Consider the following 14,968-nt stretch of genomic DNA (forward strand, 5'->3'; position numbering starts at 1 on the left):
CTCGACATATTTCGGATGGCAGCGGTTAAAATTTCGTGAGGGTGTGTTTTAGCTGCTTGCTGTCCGAAATACCCAGAGTTTATTTTCCCGTCAAAGAGTAATTTCATCTATCATTGCCGCAATGATTATATTGCGGCCTTAAAGGGTATTTATTATGAGTAAAGTGATTGACTCGCTTGAAAAGGTACTCCTTCCTTTTGCCGTCAAAATAGGAAGGCAGCCCCACGTCAATGCAATTAAAAACGGCTTTATTAAGTTAATGCCATTGACGTTAGCAGGGGCGATGTTTGTTTTAATTAATAACGTATTTTTGAGCTTTGGCGACGGTTCATTCTTTTATTCAATGGGCATTCGTCTGGATGCCTCGACAATCGAAACACTGAACGGTTTTAAAGCTATCGGCGGTAACGTTTATAACGGTACGCTCGGCATTATGTCGCTGATGGCGCCTTTCTTTATTGGTTCGGCTTTAGCTGAAGAGCGTAAAGTTGACCCAATGGCGGCCGGATTGCTGGCGGTTGCGGCATTTATGACCGTTACGCCTTATAGCGTCGGTGAAGCCTATGCCGTGGGCGCAAACTGGTTAGGCGGCGCCAATATCATTTCTGGTATTGTCATCGGTCTGGTCGTTGCCGAGATGTTCACCTTTATCGTTCATCGCAATTGGGTGATCACGCTGCCTTCCAGCGTACCGGCCTCCGTTTCCCGTTCATTCTCGGCGGTTATCCCGGCGTTTATTATCCTCTCTATTATGGGGATTATCTCCTGGGCGTTGACCCACTGGGGGACTAACTTCCACCAGATCATCATGGACACGATCTCCACGCCGCTGGCTTCAATGGGCGCCGTCGTAGGTTGGGCATACGTTATCTTCACCTCGCTGCTGTGGTTCTTCGGCGTACACGGGTCACTGGCGCTGTCAGCGCTGGATAGCGGGATCATGACGCCGTGGGCGCTGGAAAACATCGCAACCTATCAGCAGTACGGTTCCGTAGAGGCCGCGCTGGCCGCGGGTAAGAGCTTCCATATGTGGGCCAAGCCGATGCTGGATTCCTACATATTCCTTGGCGGTACCGGCGCGACTCTGGGCTTAATCATCGCCATCTTTATCGCTTCACGTCGTGAGGATCATCGTCAGGTGGCGAAACTGGCGCTGCCGTCAGGCATCTTCCAGATTAACGAGCCAATCCTGTTCGGTCTGCCGATCATTATGAACCCGGTGATGTTTATCCCGTTCATTCTGATTCAGCCTCTGCTGGCGGCCATCACCATGACGGCTTACACCCTCGGCATCATCCCGCCGATTACCAATATCGCGCCGTGGACCATGCCGACCGGTTTAGGCGCCTTCTTTAACACCAACGGTAGCGTCGCGGCCCTGCTGCTGGCCCTGTTCAACCTTGCCGTATCCACCCTGGTCTACCTGCCGTTTGTGGTGATTTCCAACAAAGCGCAGGGCGTCATTGAGCAGGAAGAGAGCGAAGAAGATATCGCTAACGCACTGAAATTCTAATATTGAGCGGTACGGGAGTTTTCCCGTACCGTCCTGGAAATAAGGGAGTCATTATGTTTGATCTGGATAACATCGCAGCAGAAGAGACCGCGGTAAACGACCTCGAAGAGGTGGTGATGGGGCTGATTATCAACTCCGGTCAAGCGCGCAGCCTGGCTTATGCCGCGCTGAAGCAGGCTAAGCAGGGAGATTTCGCGGCGGCGAAAGCGATGATGGAACAGTCGCGTATGGCGCTGAGCGAAGCGCACCTTGTGCAGACGCAGCTGATTGAGAGCGATGAGGGAGAAGGCAAAATGAAGGTGAGCCTGGTGCTGGTTCATGCGCAGGATCATCTGATGACCTCAATGCTGGCTCGTGAGCTGGTTGCCGAATTGATTGAGCTGCACGAGAAGGTACAATAGGTCATCGACACGATGAGGCAGCCAAAGATGATGACCACTGAAATCAGTACCGCCCGGGAGCAACAACTCTTTAACGGCAAGAACTTTCATGTGGTCATCTATAACAAAACGGAGAGCGTAAGCGGGCTTCACCAGCATGATTACTACGAGTACACCATCGTTTTAACCGGGCGCTATTATCAGATTATTAATGGTAAGCGGGTGCTGCTGGAGCGCGGGGATTTTGTTTTCATCCCAATGGGGTCGCATCATCAGAGTTTTTATGAATTTGGCGCGACGCGCATTCTTAACGTTGGCATCAGCAAAAGTTTCTTTGAGAAACACTATCTGCCGCTGCTGCCGTTTGGTCTGGTCGCCTCACAGGTCTATGCCGTTAAAAGTACTTTTCTCAGTTATATTGAGTCGGTTATTGCATCACTGAATTTTCGCGAAACTGAATTCGACGAATTTATCGAGCTGGTGTCTTTTTACACCCTGAATCGTTTGCGGCACTATCGTGAAGAGCCTACCGAAGATGTTATTCCACAGTGGTTGAAAAATACCGTCGAGGGTATGCACGATAAGCTTAAATTTGGCGAGGGGGCGCTGGAAAATATGGTCGAGCTTTCCGGGAAAACTCAGGAATACTTAACCCGCGCAACCCAGCGTTATTACGCCAAAACGCCGATGCAGATGATTAACGATATTCGCATCAACTTCGCCAAAAAACAGTTGGAAATAACCAACTACTCGGTGACCGATATCGCCTATGAGTCGGGGTATAGTAGCCCAAGTCTGTTTATTAAAACATTCAAGAAGCTGACGTCCTTTACCCCCAGCAGCTATCGGAAACACCTCACCAGTATTAATTAACCGGGCGCGGATTAATCCGCGCGGTCTAAATATTCAAATTAACTGTCCGTATTTAAACGGAGAGCGGGTGCCGTATACGCGCTATCCGCAAGGGAGAAAAAGATGAGCCAGAAATTGAAGGTAGTGACTATTGGCGGCGGCAGCAGCTATACCCCGGAATTACTGGAAGGATTCCTGAAGCGTTATCATGAACTGCCGATCAGCGAACTGTGGCTGGTGGACGTTGCGGAAGGGCAGGAAAAGCTCGATATTATCCACGCGCTGTGCCAGCGCATGGTAGAAAAAGCCGGCGTCCCGATGAAAGTCTACAAGACCCTCGATCGCCGCGCGGCGCTGGAAGGCGCAGATTTCGTCACCACCCAGCTGCGCGTCGGCCAGCTTAAGGCGCGCGAAAAGGATGAGCGTATTCCGCTGAGCCACGGCTATTTAGGCCAGGAAACCAACGGCGCGGGCGGGTTGTTTAAAGGTCTGCGCACCATTCCGGTCATTTTTGACATTGTGAAAGATGTGCAGGAAGTCTGTCCTAACGCCTGGGTGATTAACTTTACCAACCCGGCGGGCATGGTGACCGAAGCGGTTTATCGTCATACCGGCTTTAAGCGCTTTATCGGCGTGTGCAATATTCCTATCGGCATGAAGATGTTTATCACCGACGTGCTGAAGCTGACTCCGAGCGATGAGCTTAATATCGATCTGTTTGGTCTGAACCATCTGGTGTTTGTTCGCGATGTACTGGTCAACGGCGTTTCACGCTTTGACGAGCTGCTTGACGGCGTAGCGTCGGGTCGATTGAGCGCAAACTCGGTGAAAAATATCTTTGATTTGCCGTTTAGCGAAGGGCTGCTCCGATCGCTGCGCCTGATCCCTTGTTCTTATCTGCTCTACTACTTTAAGCCAAAAGAGATGCTGGCGATTGAAATGGGCGAGTACTACAAAGGCGGCGCCCGCGCGCAGGTGGTGCAGAAGGTTGAGAAACAGCTGTTTGAGCTGTACAAAGATCCTGACCTGAACGTTAAACCAAAAGAGCTGGAGCAGCGCGGCGGGGCCTATTATTCCGACGCCGCCTGTGAAGTGATTAACGCCATATACAATGATAAGCAGGCCGAGCATTACGTGAACGTGCCGCACCATGGCCACGTGGATAACATCCCGGCCGACTGGGCGGTCGAGATGACCTGTACGCTGGGTCGCGATGGTGCCAAACCGACGCCGCGCATCACGCATTTCGACGAAAAAGTGCTGGGACTGATTTACACCATTAAAGGCTTTGAAGTCGCGGCCAGCGAAGCGGCAATCAGCGGTAAACTGGATGACGTGCTGCTGGCGCTTAACCTGAGCCCGCTGATCCACTCCGATCGTGACGCCGAGAAGCTGGCGCGTGAGATGATCCTTGCGCACGAGCAGTGGCTGCCAAACTTTGCGGCGACTATCGAAAAACTGAAACAGTAACGGGAGCGGCTCATGGAACGCGTGTTAATCGTCAATGCCGATGATTTTGGCCTCAGCAAAGGGCAAAACTACGGCATTATCGAAGCCTGCAAGAACGGTCTGGTCACCTCCACGACGGCGCTGGTCAACGGCGCGGCGATCGGCCATGCTGCCCAGCTTAGCCGCTGCATCCCTGAGCTGGCGGTGGGGATGCACTTTGTCCTGACGCTGGGCGAACCGCTGTCGGCGATGCCGGGATTAACCCGCCAAGGCCGTCTCGGTAAGTGGATTTGGCAGATGGCGGAAGAGGATAGCCTGCCGCTGGATGAAATCGCGCACGAACTGGAGTGCCAGTACCGGCGCTTTGTCGAGCTGTTTGGCCATGAGCCGACGCATATCGACAGCCATCACCATGTGCACATGATTGCGCAGATTTACCCCATCGTCGCGGCCTTTGCGCGTGAGAAAGGGGTGGCGCTGCGGATCGACCGACAGCTGGCGACGCTGTCAGGTTTAGCGCAGGATGCGGCGCGCAGCAGCGAAGGGTTCGCCAGTGAGTTTTACGGGGAAGGGGTTTCGGAAGCACTGTTTCTGCAAACCCTGGATGCCTCTATCCACCGCGGTGAGACGTCTCTGGAGGTAATGTGCCACCCGGCGTTCGTGGATAACACGATTATGGGCAGCGCCTATTGCTATCCGCGTCTGACCGAGCTGGATGTGCTGACGAGCGAGTCGCTGAAATCGGCGATCGCCGGGCGCGGTTACCGGCTCGGAACCTATCGCGATGTATAAAGGCAAGTCAAAAGCCCGGCATTTCTGCCGGGCTTCTCTTTTACGCCGGGATCGCGGCGATTTTGGCGCTTCTTGACCACACCCGATGTGCCGCCATCAGGGTAATTAGCTCATCCATCGCCTGGCTATCAATGAAATCCGTCTCAATAACGCCTTCTTCACCCTGGCTGGCGATCTGCAGCGGCGCTTTGCACTGCCGGGCATCGCCTGCCAGAAGAATTGGCTTCAGGTGTTTGTAGGCTTCCAGCAGGTAATAGTGGAAATCGCCGTTGTTCCTCAGGCTTTGCAGATCGCCGCCGGGAACGATAACCGCATCGACGGTTAACGAGGGCGACCCGGCAAAGGTTCCGGCCACCGGCAGCTCGCTACCGTCATCAGCCTTTACTTTACCCATTCGGGAATAGAGCAGTTTGGCATGTACCCCCTGCGCCTTCAGCGTCTTCAGCAGCGCCAGCAGCTCTTTCGCGACCGGCCGGTCGTTAAGCAGTACCGCCACCACCCGGCCCTTAACGTCGCCGCTGGGAATGGCGTACAGGCTTAAGGTCGGATCTTTTTTCAGGCCGTTAACATCCGGCGGCGGGGTGATGCTGCGCTGCTCGTCGGTGAGCTCAATCCCCAGGTTTTTGCCCACCGCCTGAGCTAGCTGCAGGTCGATATGCGCCAGCTGATCGACCACCCGCTCGCGGATCCACTCCCTGACGACCTTGCTCAGTTCGAAGCTAAAGCCGTCGATAATGTGCTGCTGCTCAATAGGCGTCTGGCTACGCCAGAACAGCAGGGGCTGAGAGTAGTACTCGCCAAACGAGGGGCTGCGCTGGCGAATTTTTTCTCCGTCAACCCGCTCGGCATAGGATTCAAAGCCGCCGCGTTTAGCGGCCGGCGGCGTCTCCCGCGGCCAGTTATCATTAATGGAGTTGGGCTCGTAGTTTGCCGGGTTGGTATCAATATCCATCCGGTGCATCCCGTCGCGCTGGAAATTATGGTACGGGCAGGTGGGTTTATTGATCGGGATTTCATGGAAATTAGGTCCGCCGAGGCGGCTAATCTGCGTATCGGTATAAGAGAAGAGTCGGCCCTGCAGTAGCGGATCGTTGCTGAAGTCTATCCCCGGAACAATATGCCCTGGATGGAAGGCCACCTGCTCATTTTCGGCAAAGAAGTTGTCCGGGTTGCGATTGAGGACCATCTTACCGACGCGCTGCACCGGGACCAGCGCTTCCGGAATCAGCTTGGTGGGATCCAGTAGATCGAAATCAAAAGCAAACTCGTCCTCTTCCGGGATCAGCTGTAAGCCCAGCTCATACTCAGGATAATCGCCGGCTTCAATCGCTTCCCATAAATCACGGCGGTGGAAATCGGGATCGCGACCGGTCAGCTTTTGCGACTCGTCCCATACCAGGGAGGCTTTGCCCGCGACCGGCTTCCAGTGAAAACGTACGAAGGTGGCTTTACCTTGCGCGTTAATCAGGCGAAAGGTGTGGATGCCGAATCCTTCCATCGTGCGGTAGCTGCGGGGCAGTCCGCGGTCGGACATCGCCCACATCACGTTATGCAGCGTTTCCGGTTGTAGCGAGACATAATCCCAGAACGTGTCGTGCGCGCTTTGCCCCTGCGGGACGGCCCAGTGGGGCTCGGGTTTGACCGCGTGGACGAAATCAGGGAACTTGATCGCGTCCTGGATAAAAAAGATCGGCGTGTTGTTGCCGACCAGGTCGAAAATCCCTTCGTCGGTATAAAACTTGGTGGCAAAACCGCGGATGTCGCGCACCGTATCGGCGGAGCCTGCGCCGCCCTGTACGGTTGAAAAGCGGACGAAGACCGGCGTTTTTTTCTCCGGGCTGGAGAGGAAATCGGCTTTGGTTATGTCGCTTAAATCGCTGTACGCCTGGAAATAGCCGTGCGCAGCGGAGCCGCGGGCATGGACGATCCTTTCCGGAATGCGCTCGTGGTCGAAGTGGGTGATTTTTTCACGTAGGATAAAATCTTCCAGCAGCGTGGGGCCGCGTTTACCTGCGCGCAGGGAGTTTTGATCGTCAGCGATGCGAACGCCCTGGTTGGTGGTGAGCGCATAATCTTCACCGCCTTTGCGATGTTTTTCGAGGGCATCAAGCTTTTCGCTGTGCGTATCCGGGGCCTTCATACTGCCCGGCGCGGTCGGCTCTTCGCCAGGGGCTGTCGGATGCGGCGTGGGCCGCCAGTTTTGGTCTTCGGGAGCCAAGGCATCCAGACCAGGTTTTGCTTCCCGGTCATCGTGAACCGGTGATTGATGGGGTTGTGGGTTAGAGTGTTTATCAGACATTGCTTGCTCCTGCTTTCATTGCTGAAAATGGTCATTGCTAAACCAAAACCCTTCTAATTGTAGAACATCATTTCAAGAACATATTTTTATAGGAGTTTTGCTACTAAAGGGTCGCAAGCAGGGGGCGACGAAAGGGGGCGCTTTCGGCTATGATAAAGGTTTCCGTTTCCCGCTGTGTTTAGTGAATCTATTTGTGATGAAACCACTTCGCCAACAAAATCGTCAGGTCATTAGCTACGTGCCTCGAGTGGAACCTGCGCCGCCGGAACACGCCGTCAAAATGGATGGTTTTCGCGACGTCTGGGCTCTGCGAGGTAAGTACGTTGCCTTTGTGCTGATAGACGAACATTTTCGCCGTTCCCCGCCGTTTAACGTGCCGGAAGCTGCGCAGCGCTGGGCGACGCAGATGAGGCAGGAAGGGGAAATCGACGCCTGAGGCTGCAGGGGAAATAAAAAACCGCTGATATTTCAGCGGCTTTTTTTGTTTTGATAACCTGAAGATTGCATCAGCTTAGCGGTGCGCCAGCTCCGCATCTTCTTCGCTATCAAGAATGGTTTTATCGGTTTGACGCAGCCACTGGCTGGTCAGGGTACCGGCGGTCATAGAACCGCTCACGTTCAGCGCGGTACGACCCATATCGATGAGCGGCTCCACCGAGATCAGCAGCGCCACCAGCGTGACCGGCAGGCCCATCGCCGGCAGGACGATCAGGGCGGCAAAGGTCGCGCCGCCGCCTACGCCCGCGACCCCGGCGGAGCTGACGGTCACGATGCCAACCAGCGTTGCGATCCACAGCGGATCGAGCGGGTTAATACCGACTGTCGGTGCGACCATTACCGCCAGCATCGCCGGATAAAGACCCGCACAGCCGTTCTGGCCGATGGTGGCGCCGAACGATGCGGAGAAGCTAGCGATAGACTCCGGCACGCCCAGACGACGCGTTTGCGCTTCCACATTCAGCGGAATCGACGCGGCGCTGGAGCGGCTGGTAAAGGCGAAGGTCAGTACCGGCCAGACTTTACGGAAGTACTTCAGCGGGCTCACGCCGTTCACCGCCAGCAGCAGACCGTGCACCACGAACATGATGCCCAGACCAATATAAGAGGCGATAACGAAGCTGCCGAGCTTGATGATGTCCTGCAGGTTAGAGCCCGCAACCACTTTGGTCATCAGCGCCAGCACGCCGTACGGCGTTAACTGCATCACCAGGCGTACGAGCTTCATCACCCAGCTCTGTAGCGTGTCGATGGCGGTGAGTACGCGCTGGCCTTTCGCGACGTCATCTTTCAACAGTTTCAGCGCCGCGACGCCGAGGAACGCAGCGAAGATAACGACGCTGATAATCGACGTCGGGTTCGCGCCGGTCAGATCGGCAAACGGGTTTTTCGGCACAAAAGAGAGGATCAGCTGCGGGACGCTCAGGTCCGCGACTTTACCGGCGTAGTTGCTCTGAATGGCGTTGAGGCGGGCGGTTTCCGCGCTGCCCTGAACCAGTCCTTCGGCGGTGAGGCCAAACATATTGGTCACCAGCACCCCGACCAGCGCCGCAATCAGCGTGGTGAACAGCAGGGTACCGATGCTGAGGAAGCTGATTTTACCCAGCTGCGAAGCATTATGCAGGCGGGCGACCGCGCTCAGAATCGAGGCGAAAACCAGCGGCATAACGATCATTTGCAGCAGTTGAACATAGCCATTACCGACGATATTGAACCACTGGATAGAATCCTTCAGCACCTGGCTGTCGGAACCATAGATCAGCTGTAGCGCCAGGCCAAAGACCACGCCGATCACCAGACCGACCAGCACTTTTTTAGCGAGGCTCCACTGTTTATGCCGGGTTTGGGCCAGCGCCAACAGTAAAACCGCGAACACGATAACGTTCGCTATTAATGGAAAGTTCATCCCCGTTCTCCTGATAACTTTTATCACCGGGTTGGTCAATAACCAACTCTTATGACGGCAAGGGTAGCAGAAGGCGTAATTCGTTACTTATATTCAAATGGAATTGATTATAACCAATTGAATAATTCGCTGGTTTATCGTCCAGTCTGGTGGCTAATAAAGCGATTAAAGGTGGTTTGCAGCGAATTAATCATATCCGATGACCAGCGAACGGCGCTGTTTTCGGCAACGTTTTGCGGCATCCACACGGCATAGATGAACAGCGCCATGCACAGTGCACGCTCCAGCTGATTGCCCTTGCGCGGCGCGAGGAGAGGCAGACGAAAACGCCAGCGGCAGGGCCAGAGCAGCGGAACGCCCGCCGGGGTGAGCATGTCGGCGAGAATATGGCTGAGATAGCCCAGAACCAGCCCCTGAACCGCATCTGCCGGAACTATCCAGCTTTCTGGCACTTTCAATGAGAAAATCGCGACCGCGCCAAAAACCACCAGCAGGCTATGGGTGAAGCCGCGATGGCCGAAGGCGCGCGCTATCGGTTTTGATATCCAGCTCAAGCGCTGGCCGAGAAATGACTTTGGGTGATCGATATCCGGCAGCAGACAGGTCAGGATGGCGGAAGGAATAATATGCCACCAGTCGCCCTGGGCCAGCACGGGCGTTAATTCCGCATTTTTCGCAAATACCGCGCAGGCGATAGAAAAGAGGAGGTGGCCTTCCGCCGTCATGATAAAAACCCTAAACTGTCAATTCATACAGTATAGGGTTTTTATACAGTGTGCGAAAGAGGTGACGGTGTAACTCTTTGTCACAAAACCATCAGCGCGCCAGCCAGCCGCCATCCACCGCCAGGGTATAGCCGCTGATGTAATCCGCCGCCCTGGAGGCGAGGAAGACGACCGGCCCCTGTAGGTCATCCGCAACCCCCCAGCGCCCGGCCGGAATACGGTCGAGGATCGCTTTGCTACGCTCGGCGTCATCGCGCAGCTGTTGGGTATTATTGGTCGCCATATACCCCGGCGCAATCGCGTTAACGTTGATGCGATGCCCGGCCCACTCATTGGCCATCAGGCGGGTAATACCCAGTACGCCGCTTTTTGATGCGGTATAGGATGGCACCCGAATACCGCCCTGAAAAGAGAGCATGGAGGCAATGTTCACGATTTTTCCGCCATCACCCTGCTGAATAAACTGCCGGGCAACCGCCTGGGAAAGAAAGAACACCGATTTCAGATTCAGATTCATCACGTCGTCCCAGTCCTTTTCGCTAAAGGAGAGCGCATCGGCGCGACGGATGGTTCCCGCATTGTTGACCAGAATATCTACCCGGCCCATGGCGGCCACAGCCTGAGTCACTATATCTTCAATCTCATCCTGCCGGCTTAGATCGGCCTGGATAGCGGTAAAGCGGCGGCCCAGCGCCTGCACCTTTTCTGCGGTTTCATGGGGGATCCGGCGATTCACGCCGACGATATCGCACCCGGCCTGGGCAAGGCCTAAAGTCATTCCCTGGCCCAGCCCGGTATCACAACCCGTCACGATGGCGACCTTGCCCGCAAGGTCAAAGGCGTTCAGTACCATATGCACCTCTGTATGCTGATTTCATGCGTCAAATAACGCCGTTGAGATAAGCATAGAGGGCGAAAGAGGAAAAAACAATTAAAAATGAAACGGTGTTTTATTTTTGTGATGATAGGATGATACCGCTATCCCATCATCACAGACAGGATTAGCCGAGCAGGTCGCCCGGCGTGAGGGACTCAAGCGTAGCAAGCTTCACGTCAGCCAGCACGAAGCGCGGGTCGCGGCTGTTTTCTGCTTCCGGTACCACGATAGACCGCATCCGCGCTGCTTTGCTGGCAATCATGCCGTTGACCGAGTCTTCCAGCGCCACGCAGTTCATTGGGCTGACGCCAAGACTGGCGGCGCAGTTGAGATACACCTGCGGATGCGGTTTGCTGAACGGCAGCATTTCGGCGGAAGCGAGGGCGTCAAACTGGTCGCGCAGTTCAAACATGGCGAGGACTTTTTCCAGCATCCGCAGCGGCGATGCTGACGCGAGGCCGATTTTTAGCCCCTGGGCTTTGCACAATGCCACCGCTTCGCGCGCGCCGGGGAGAAGCGGACGCGCTTCTTCCACCAGCTGGATGGCGCGATTGATGATCCGCGCGGTGACTTCCGCGCGATCCGGGCCTTTCCACGGCTGCTGGGCAAACCACAGGTCGACGACTAAATCGATGCGCAGGCCCAGAATATCTGGCATTTCATGGCGGCGGCTGATATCCACCCCCAGGCTTGCTATCACCTCCAGTTCGGCTTTATCCCATAGCGGCTCGGAATCAATCAGTAACCCATCCATATCAAAAATCGCGGCGTGAATCTGGCGCCTGGCTGACATAAGTCCCTCTCCTTGTAGCGTAAATAGATAACGAATCGGCACTCATGGTATATCATACCGCGCATTATTGGGCGAAATTCGCCGACGAAGGTAGACTTAGAGTGGATAGGCGTCTTAACAAGGGGAACCCATGACGTATCAACAAGCTGGACGCATTGCAGTACTTAAACGTATTTTGGGGTGGGTGGTATTTATCCCGGCGGTTATCTCGACGCTGATTTCCGTGCTGAAGTTTATGTACGAGCACAGTGAGAAAAAACCGGGCATTGACGCGGTGATGATGGACTTCGCCCATGTAATGATTGAGATGATGCGTTTTAATACGCCGTTCCTCAATTTCTTCTGGTACAACTCGCCGCTGCCGGACTTTAAGCACGGTATGAACATTGGCTTCTGGATTATCTATATTCTGGTGTTTGTCGGCATGGCGCTGCAGGCGTCCGGGGCGCGGATGGGGCGCCAGGCTAAATTTCTGCGCGAAGGCGTGGAGGATCAGCTGATTCTGGAGCAGGCAAAAGGGGCTGAAGGGCTGACGCGCGAGCAAATCTCCGAACGTGTGGTGGTGCCGCGTCATACCATCCTGGTGCAGTATTTTCCGCTTTACGTTTTGCCGGTGGTCATTATTGTACTGGGCTACTTCTTCTTCTCTTTACTCGGTTTTCTGTAAACGACCGGCCCGGTTGTGCCGGGCCGGCTGCATTACAGGGCGGGCAGGGCGCGAGGCTTGCCCTGATTATCTACCGCGACGTAGATAAACAGCGCTTCGGTCGCTTTATAGCGCTGGCCGATAGGCTCAGACGAAACTTTCTTGACCCACACTTCCATATTAATGGTTATCGACGTATTGCCGCGCTTCACGCAGTTGGCGTAGCAGCATACGACATCGCCAACTGCCACCGGGCGTAAAAAGGTCATGCCGTCGACGCGGACGGTCACGACGCGGCCGTGGGCAATCTCTTTGGCCATAATGGCGCCGCCAATATCCATTTGCGACATCAGCCAGCCGCCGAAAATATCGCCGTTAGCGTTGGTGTCCGCCGGCATCGCCAGGGTGCGTAAAACCAATTCGCCCTTCGGCGCAAGATCTGTTGTTGTCATTCTATACTCTGTACTAGTCAAAGATGATCAGGCGCGATGCTACTATGAAAAGGACGCTGAGAAAATAGGGAATACGCCCGCGATAGCGGGCATAAGGGGTCAGAACGAGATCGTGACGCCAGCGTAATAGGCGCGACCCGGTTCGTTGTAGGTCGAAGCGCCTTCGTTTTCACGATAAATTTGCTTATCGAACAGGTTGCTAATCCCGGCGTTCAGGCGCAGGTCTTTCATTAGCTGATAGTTGCCGCCGATACCCACCACGGAATAGGAACCGACTTCATTGGTGGCCAGCACCCCATTTTCATTACGAATTTCCGCGTATTCGCGCGGTTTCTGCCGACCGTACAGGGTCCAGTTGACGTTCGCCGAAAACTTGCTGGTTACCTGCCAGTCAAGTAGGGTATTGATGGTGTATTTCGGAATAACGGACAACGGGTTTCCGGTATCTTTGTTTTCCGATTTGATCATATAAGTGGTATTGGTGCGCCAGCTGAGCGTATCGGCAATGACCGGAACCAGCAGCGTGCCTTCAAGACCTTCGACGACCGCTTTCCCGCCGTTCTCCCACTGCAGGATATTCGCCCCGGTAGCGGTATTACCCAGTATCTCGGTGCCCGAGACGATCTTGTTTTTGTAGTCGTTGCGGAACCAGGTGACGCCGGCGTTATAACCGTTCAGGTTAAACTCAAGGCCAATCTCCTTATTGATGCTGATTTCCGGATCGAGGTCCGGGTTTCCCAAAAGATAGCAGTTGCCATCGGCAATACTTATCGGGCAGCCGTTGCCCCGCGTAGAAAGCAGATACCCTTCGCTGGACTGATACAGGTTCGGCGCCTTAAATACCCGGGCAATACCTGCTTTGACCTTAAACATATCCCCCAGATCCTGCGACAGGTTCAGGCTCGGGCTCCAGTTGCTGCCGAAGTCGTTATGATAGTCGAAACGTAGACCCGGGATAATATTGGTGCCCGGCGTCGCTTCAATATTGTCTTCGAGATAGATACCGGTCAGGGTGGCGCTGTTTTTAGGGCTGCGTTGTGAAGGATCGCCGGAAACCCCGGGGAGCGCATCCGTGGTGGTGGTGGCCTGCATCGACGCCGGATCGTTCAGCTCATCGTGATTCCACTCCATGCCCAGAGTGAGGGTCTGTTCAGCGAGCCAGTTGAAGGGGAGATTCACCTCTGCGGTTGAGCGCCATGACTCCAGGCGGCTGGTGTCATAGACATCGCTGTTGATCATCCCTTCAACGCGGCCGGTGGTGCCCTCCTGCAGGCGAGTATTGTTGGTTTTTTCGTAGTAGACGCCCGCCTTTGACTGGCCCCAGTCCCATATCCCGTTATAGGTCAGCCCCCAGGTCTGTCGATACATCCTGTTTGTTTCCTGACCGTAGAGGGTATCTACCAGGCCATTGGGGCTCATATTACTGTTGCTATACTGGGTATCGCCGGCATAGATATTGCCCTGCCGACTATAGGCGTAGCTAAAATCGATAATCTGTTGCGGCGTGACTTTCCATGACAGCAGGGCGTTAATATCTTTGTTGCGCACACCTTCACGGCCCGCGGCATAAGATCCATTTTGCGCGCGGTTAATATCCCAGGCGTCGGGTTCGGTTTTGTTAATGTTACCGTATAAACGCATGGTCAGGGCGTCCCCGGCCAGCGGTCCGTTAAGGTTGAAATTAGCCCGGTTAGTGGAGCCTTCTTTGTTATTTTCCGGCTGATTGGTATAAAGCGAAAGCGAGCCGTGCCAGTCGTTGGTGGGGCGTTTGGTGATGATATTGACCACCCCGCCCGCGGCGCCTGAGCCGTAGCGCGCTGCGGCAGGGCCGCGGAGAACTTCAATGCGTTCCACCATTTCCGGCGGCACCCAGTTGCTGTCGCCGCGGGTATCACGTTCGCCGCGCCAGCTATAGCGCACAGAATTGCGGGAAGTGACGGGCACGCCATCAATAAGGATCAGCGTGTTTTCCGGCCCCATACCGCGAATATCTATTTGACGATTGTTGCCGCGGCTGCCGCTGGCGCTGTTGCCGGTCAGGTTTACGCCGGGCATTTTACGGATGATTTCTGAGAGATCGTTAACCGGGGGAGCTTTAGCAATATCTTCCGCGGTGATGATCGAGACGCCCGGCTGCTGCTTCAGCGCCTCTTCGGCGGTTCCCCGTACCACCATGGTTTCGGTATCCTGCTCCACTTCTTCGGCAAAGCCAGCCGGACTGAACAAGCCTGCTATGGCCAGTGCTAGAGGAGTGGTTATGTGCTGTTTCTGCGGTCTCATGATAAAT

General features: G+C 54.8%; 14 protein-coding genes. 7 read left to right on the forward strand and 7 right to left on the reverse strand.

What is annotated here, in order from left to right; all coding sequences use genetic code 11:
* Positions 1-154 precede the first annotated feature (154 nt).
* The 5 genes from chbC (at position 155) to chbG (ending at position 4,986) form a co-directional block, all read left to right on the forward strand.
* On the forward strand, positions 155-1,513 hold the full coding sequence (gene chbC / locus KCG39_RS02705; RefSeq protein ID WP_004121341.1) for a PTS N,N'-diacetylchitobiose transporter subunit IIC: 1,359 nt from the start codon (positions 155-157) through the stop codon (positions 1,511-1,513).
* A gap of 53 nt (positions 1,514-1,566) precedes the next feature.
* Positions 1,567-1,914: a PTS N,N'-diacetylchitobiose transporter subunit IIA gene (chbA, locus tag KCG39_RS02710; RefSeq protein WP_004121338.1), complete on the forward strand. Its 348-nt coding sequence runs from the start codon at positions 1,567-1,569 to the stop codon at positions 1,912-1,914.
* A 27-nt stretch (positions 1,915-1,941) separates the two neighbouring features.
* Entirely contained in the window at positions 1,942-2,766 is an 825-nt protein-coding gene (gene chbR, locus KCG39_RS02715) for a transcriptional regulator ChbR (RefSeq protein ID WP_142467682.1), read from the forward strand.
* 102 nt (positions 2,767-2,868) lie between these two features.
* The gene (locus KCG39_RS02720; RefSeq protein ID WP_004121333.1) at positions 2,869-4,215 is read left to right on the forward strand and encodes a 6-phospho-beta-glucosidase; all 1,347 of its coding nucleotides are present in this window, start codon (positions 2,869-2,871) and stop codon (positions 4,213-4,215) included.
* A gap of 12 nt (positions 4,216-4,227) precedes the next feature.
* Positions 4,228-4,986, forward strand: a complete 759-nt coding sequence (gene chbG / locus KCG39_RS02725; RefSeq protein WP_004121329.1) for a chitin disaccharide deacetylase — start codon at positions 4,228-4,230, stop codon at positions 4,984-4,986.
* A 40-nt stretch (positions 4,987-5,026) separates the two neighbouring features.
* Here the strand turns inward: chbG and katE are convergent, their stop codons facing one another.
* The gene (gene katE / locus KCG39_RS02730) at positions 5,027-7,285 is read right to left on the reverse strand and encodes a catalase HPII (RefSeq protein ID WP_142467681.1); all 2,259 of its coding nucleotides are present in this window, start codon (positions 7,283-7,285) and stop codon (positions 5,027-5,029) included.
* A gap of 196 nt (positions 7,286-7,481) precedes the next feature.
* On the opposite strand from katE, the gene cedA reads away from it, so the two are divergent.
* The gene (gene cedA, locus KCG39_RS02735; protein WP_049112262.1) at positions 7,482-7,721 is read left to right on the forward strand and encodes a cell division activator CedA; all 240 of its coding nucleotides are present in this window, start codon (positions 7,482-7,484) and stop codon (positions 7,719-7,721) included.
* A 75-nt stretch (positions 7,722-7,796) separates the two neighbouring features.
* Here cedA and KCG39_RS02740 read toward each other — a convergent pair whose 3' ends face one another.
* The 4 genes from KCG39_RS02740 to hxpB all read right to left on the reverse strand — a co-directional run bounded on the left by KCG39_RS02740 (position 7,797) and on the right by hxpB (position 11,583).
* Positions 7,797-9,188, reverse strand: coding sequence for an L-cystine transporter (locus KCG39_RS02740; RefSeq protein WP_049112263.1), 1,392 nt, complete (start codon positions 9,186-9,188; stop codon positions 7,797-7,799).
* A gap of 134 nt (positions 9,189-9,322) precedes the next feature.
* Positions 9,323-9,913 (reverse strand): metal-dependent hydrolase, encoded by a 591-nt coding sequence (locus KCG39_RS02745; RefSeq protein WP_004121316.1) that lies wholly within the window; start codon positions 9,911-9,913, stop codon positions 9,323-9,325.
* A 91-nt stretch (positions 9,914-10,004) separates the two neighbouring features.
* On the reverse strand, positions 10,005-10,766 hold the full coding sequence (gene kduD, locus KCG39_RS02750) for a 2-dehydro-3-deoxy-D-gluconate 5-dehydrogenase KduD (RefSeq protein ID WP_004121311.1): 762 nt from the start codon (positions 10,764-10,766) through the stop codon (positions 10,005-10,007).
* A 148-nt stretch (positions 10,767-10,914) separates the two neighbouring features.
* A complete protein-coding gene (gene hxpB / locus KCG39_RS02755; RefSeq protein ID WP_004121307.1) occupies positions 10,915-11,583 on the reverse strand; it encodes a hexitol phosphatase HxpB in 669 nt (222 codons plus the stop codon).
* Positions 11,584-11,713: 130 nt separating this feature from the next.
* Here hxpB and KCG39_RS02760 point away from each other — a divergent pair, with 130 nt between their 5' ends.
* Entirely contained in the window at positions 11,714-12,250 is a 537-nt protein-coding gene (locus tag KCG39_RS02760) for a YniB family protein (RefSeq protein ID WP_004121305.1), read from the forward strand.
* Positions 12,251-12,282: 32 nt separating this feature from the next.
* On the opposite strand, the gene yciA is transcribed toward KCG39_RS02760, so the two are convergent.
* Positions 12,283-12,681 (reverse strand): acyl-CoA thioester hydrolase YciA, encoded by a 399-nt coding sequence (yciA, locus tag KCG39_RS02765; RefSeq protein ID WP_004121302.1) that lies wholly within the window; start codon positions 12,679-12,681, stop codon positions 12,283-12,285.
* Between the two features lie 99 nt (positions 12,682-12,780).
* Complete coding sequence (locus tag KCG39_RS02770; RefSeq protein WP_142467680.1) at positions 12,781-14,961, reverse strand: TonB-dependent siderophore receptor; 2,181 nt, start codon at positions 14,959-14,961, stop codon at positions 12,781-12,783.
* Positions 14,962-14,968 lie beyond the last annotated feature (7 nt).

Source organism: Klebsiella pasteurii (genome assembly GCF_018139045.1).
Taxonomy (GTDB): Bacteria; Pseudomonadota; Gammaproteobacteria; order Enterobacterales; family Enterobacteriaceae; genus Klebsiella; species Klebsiella grimontii.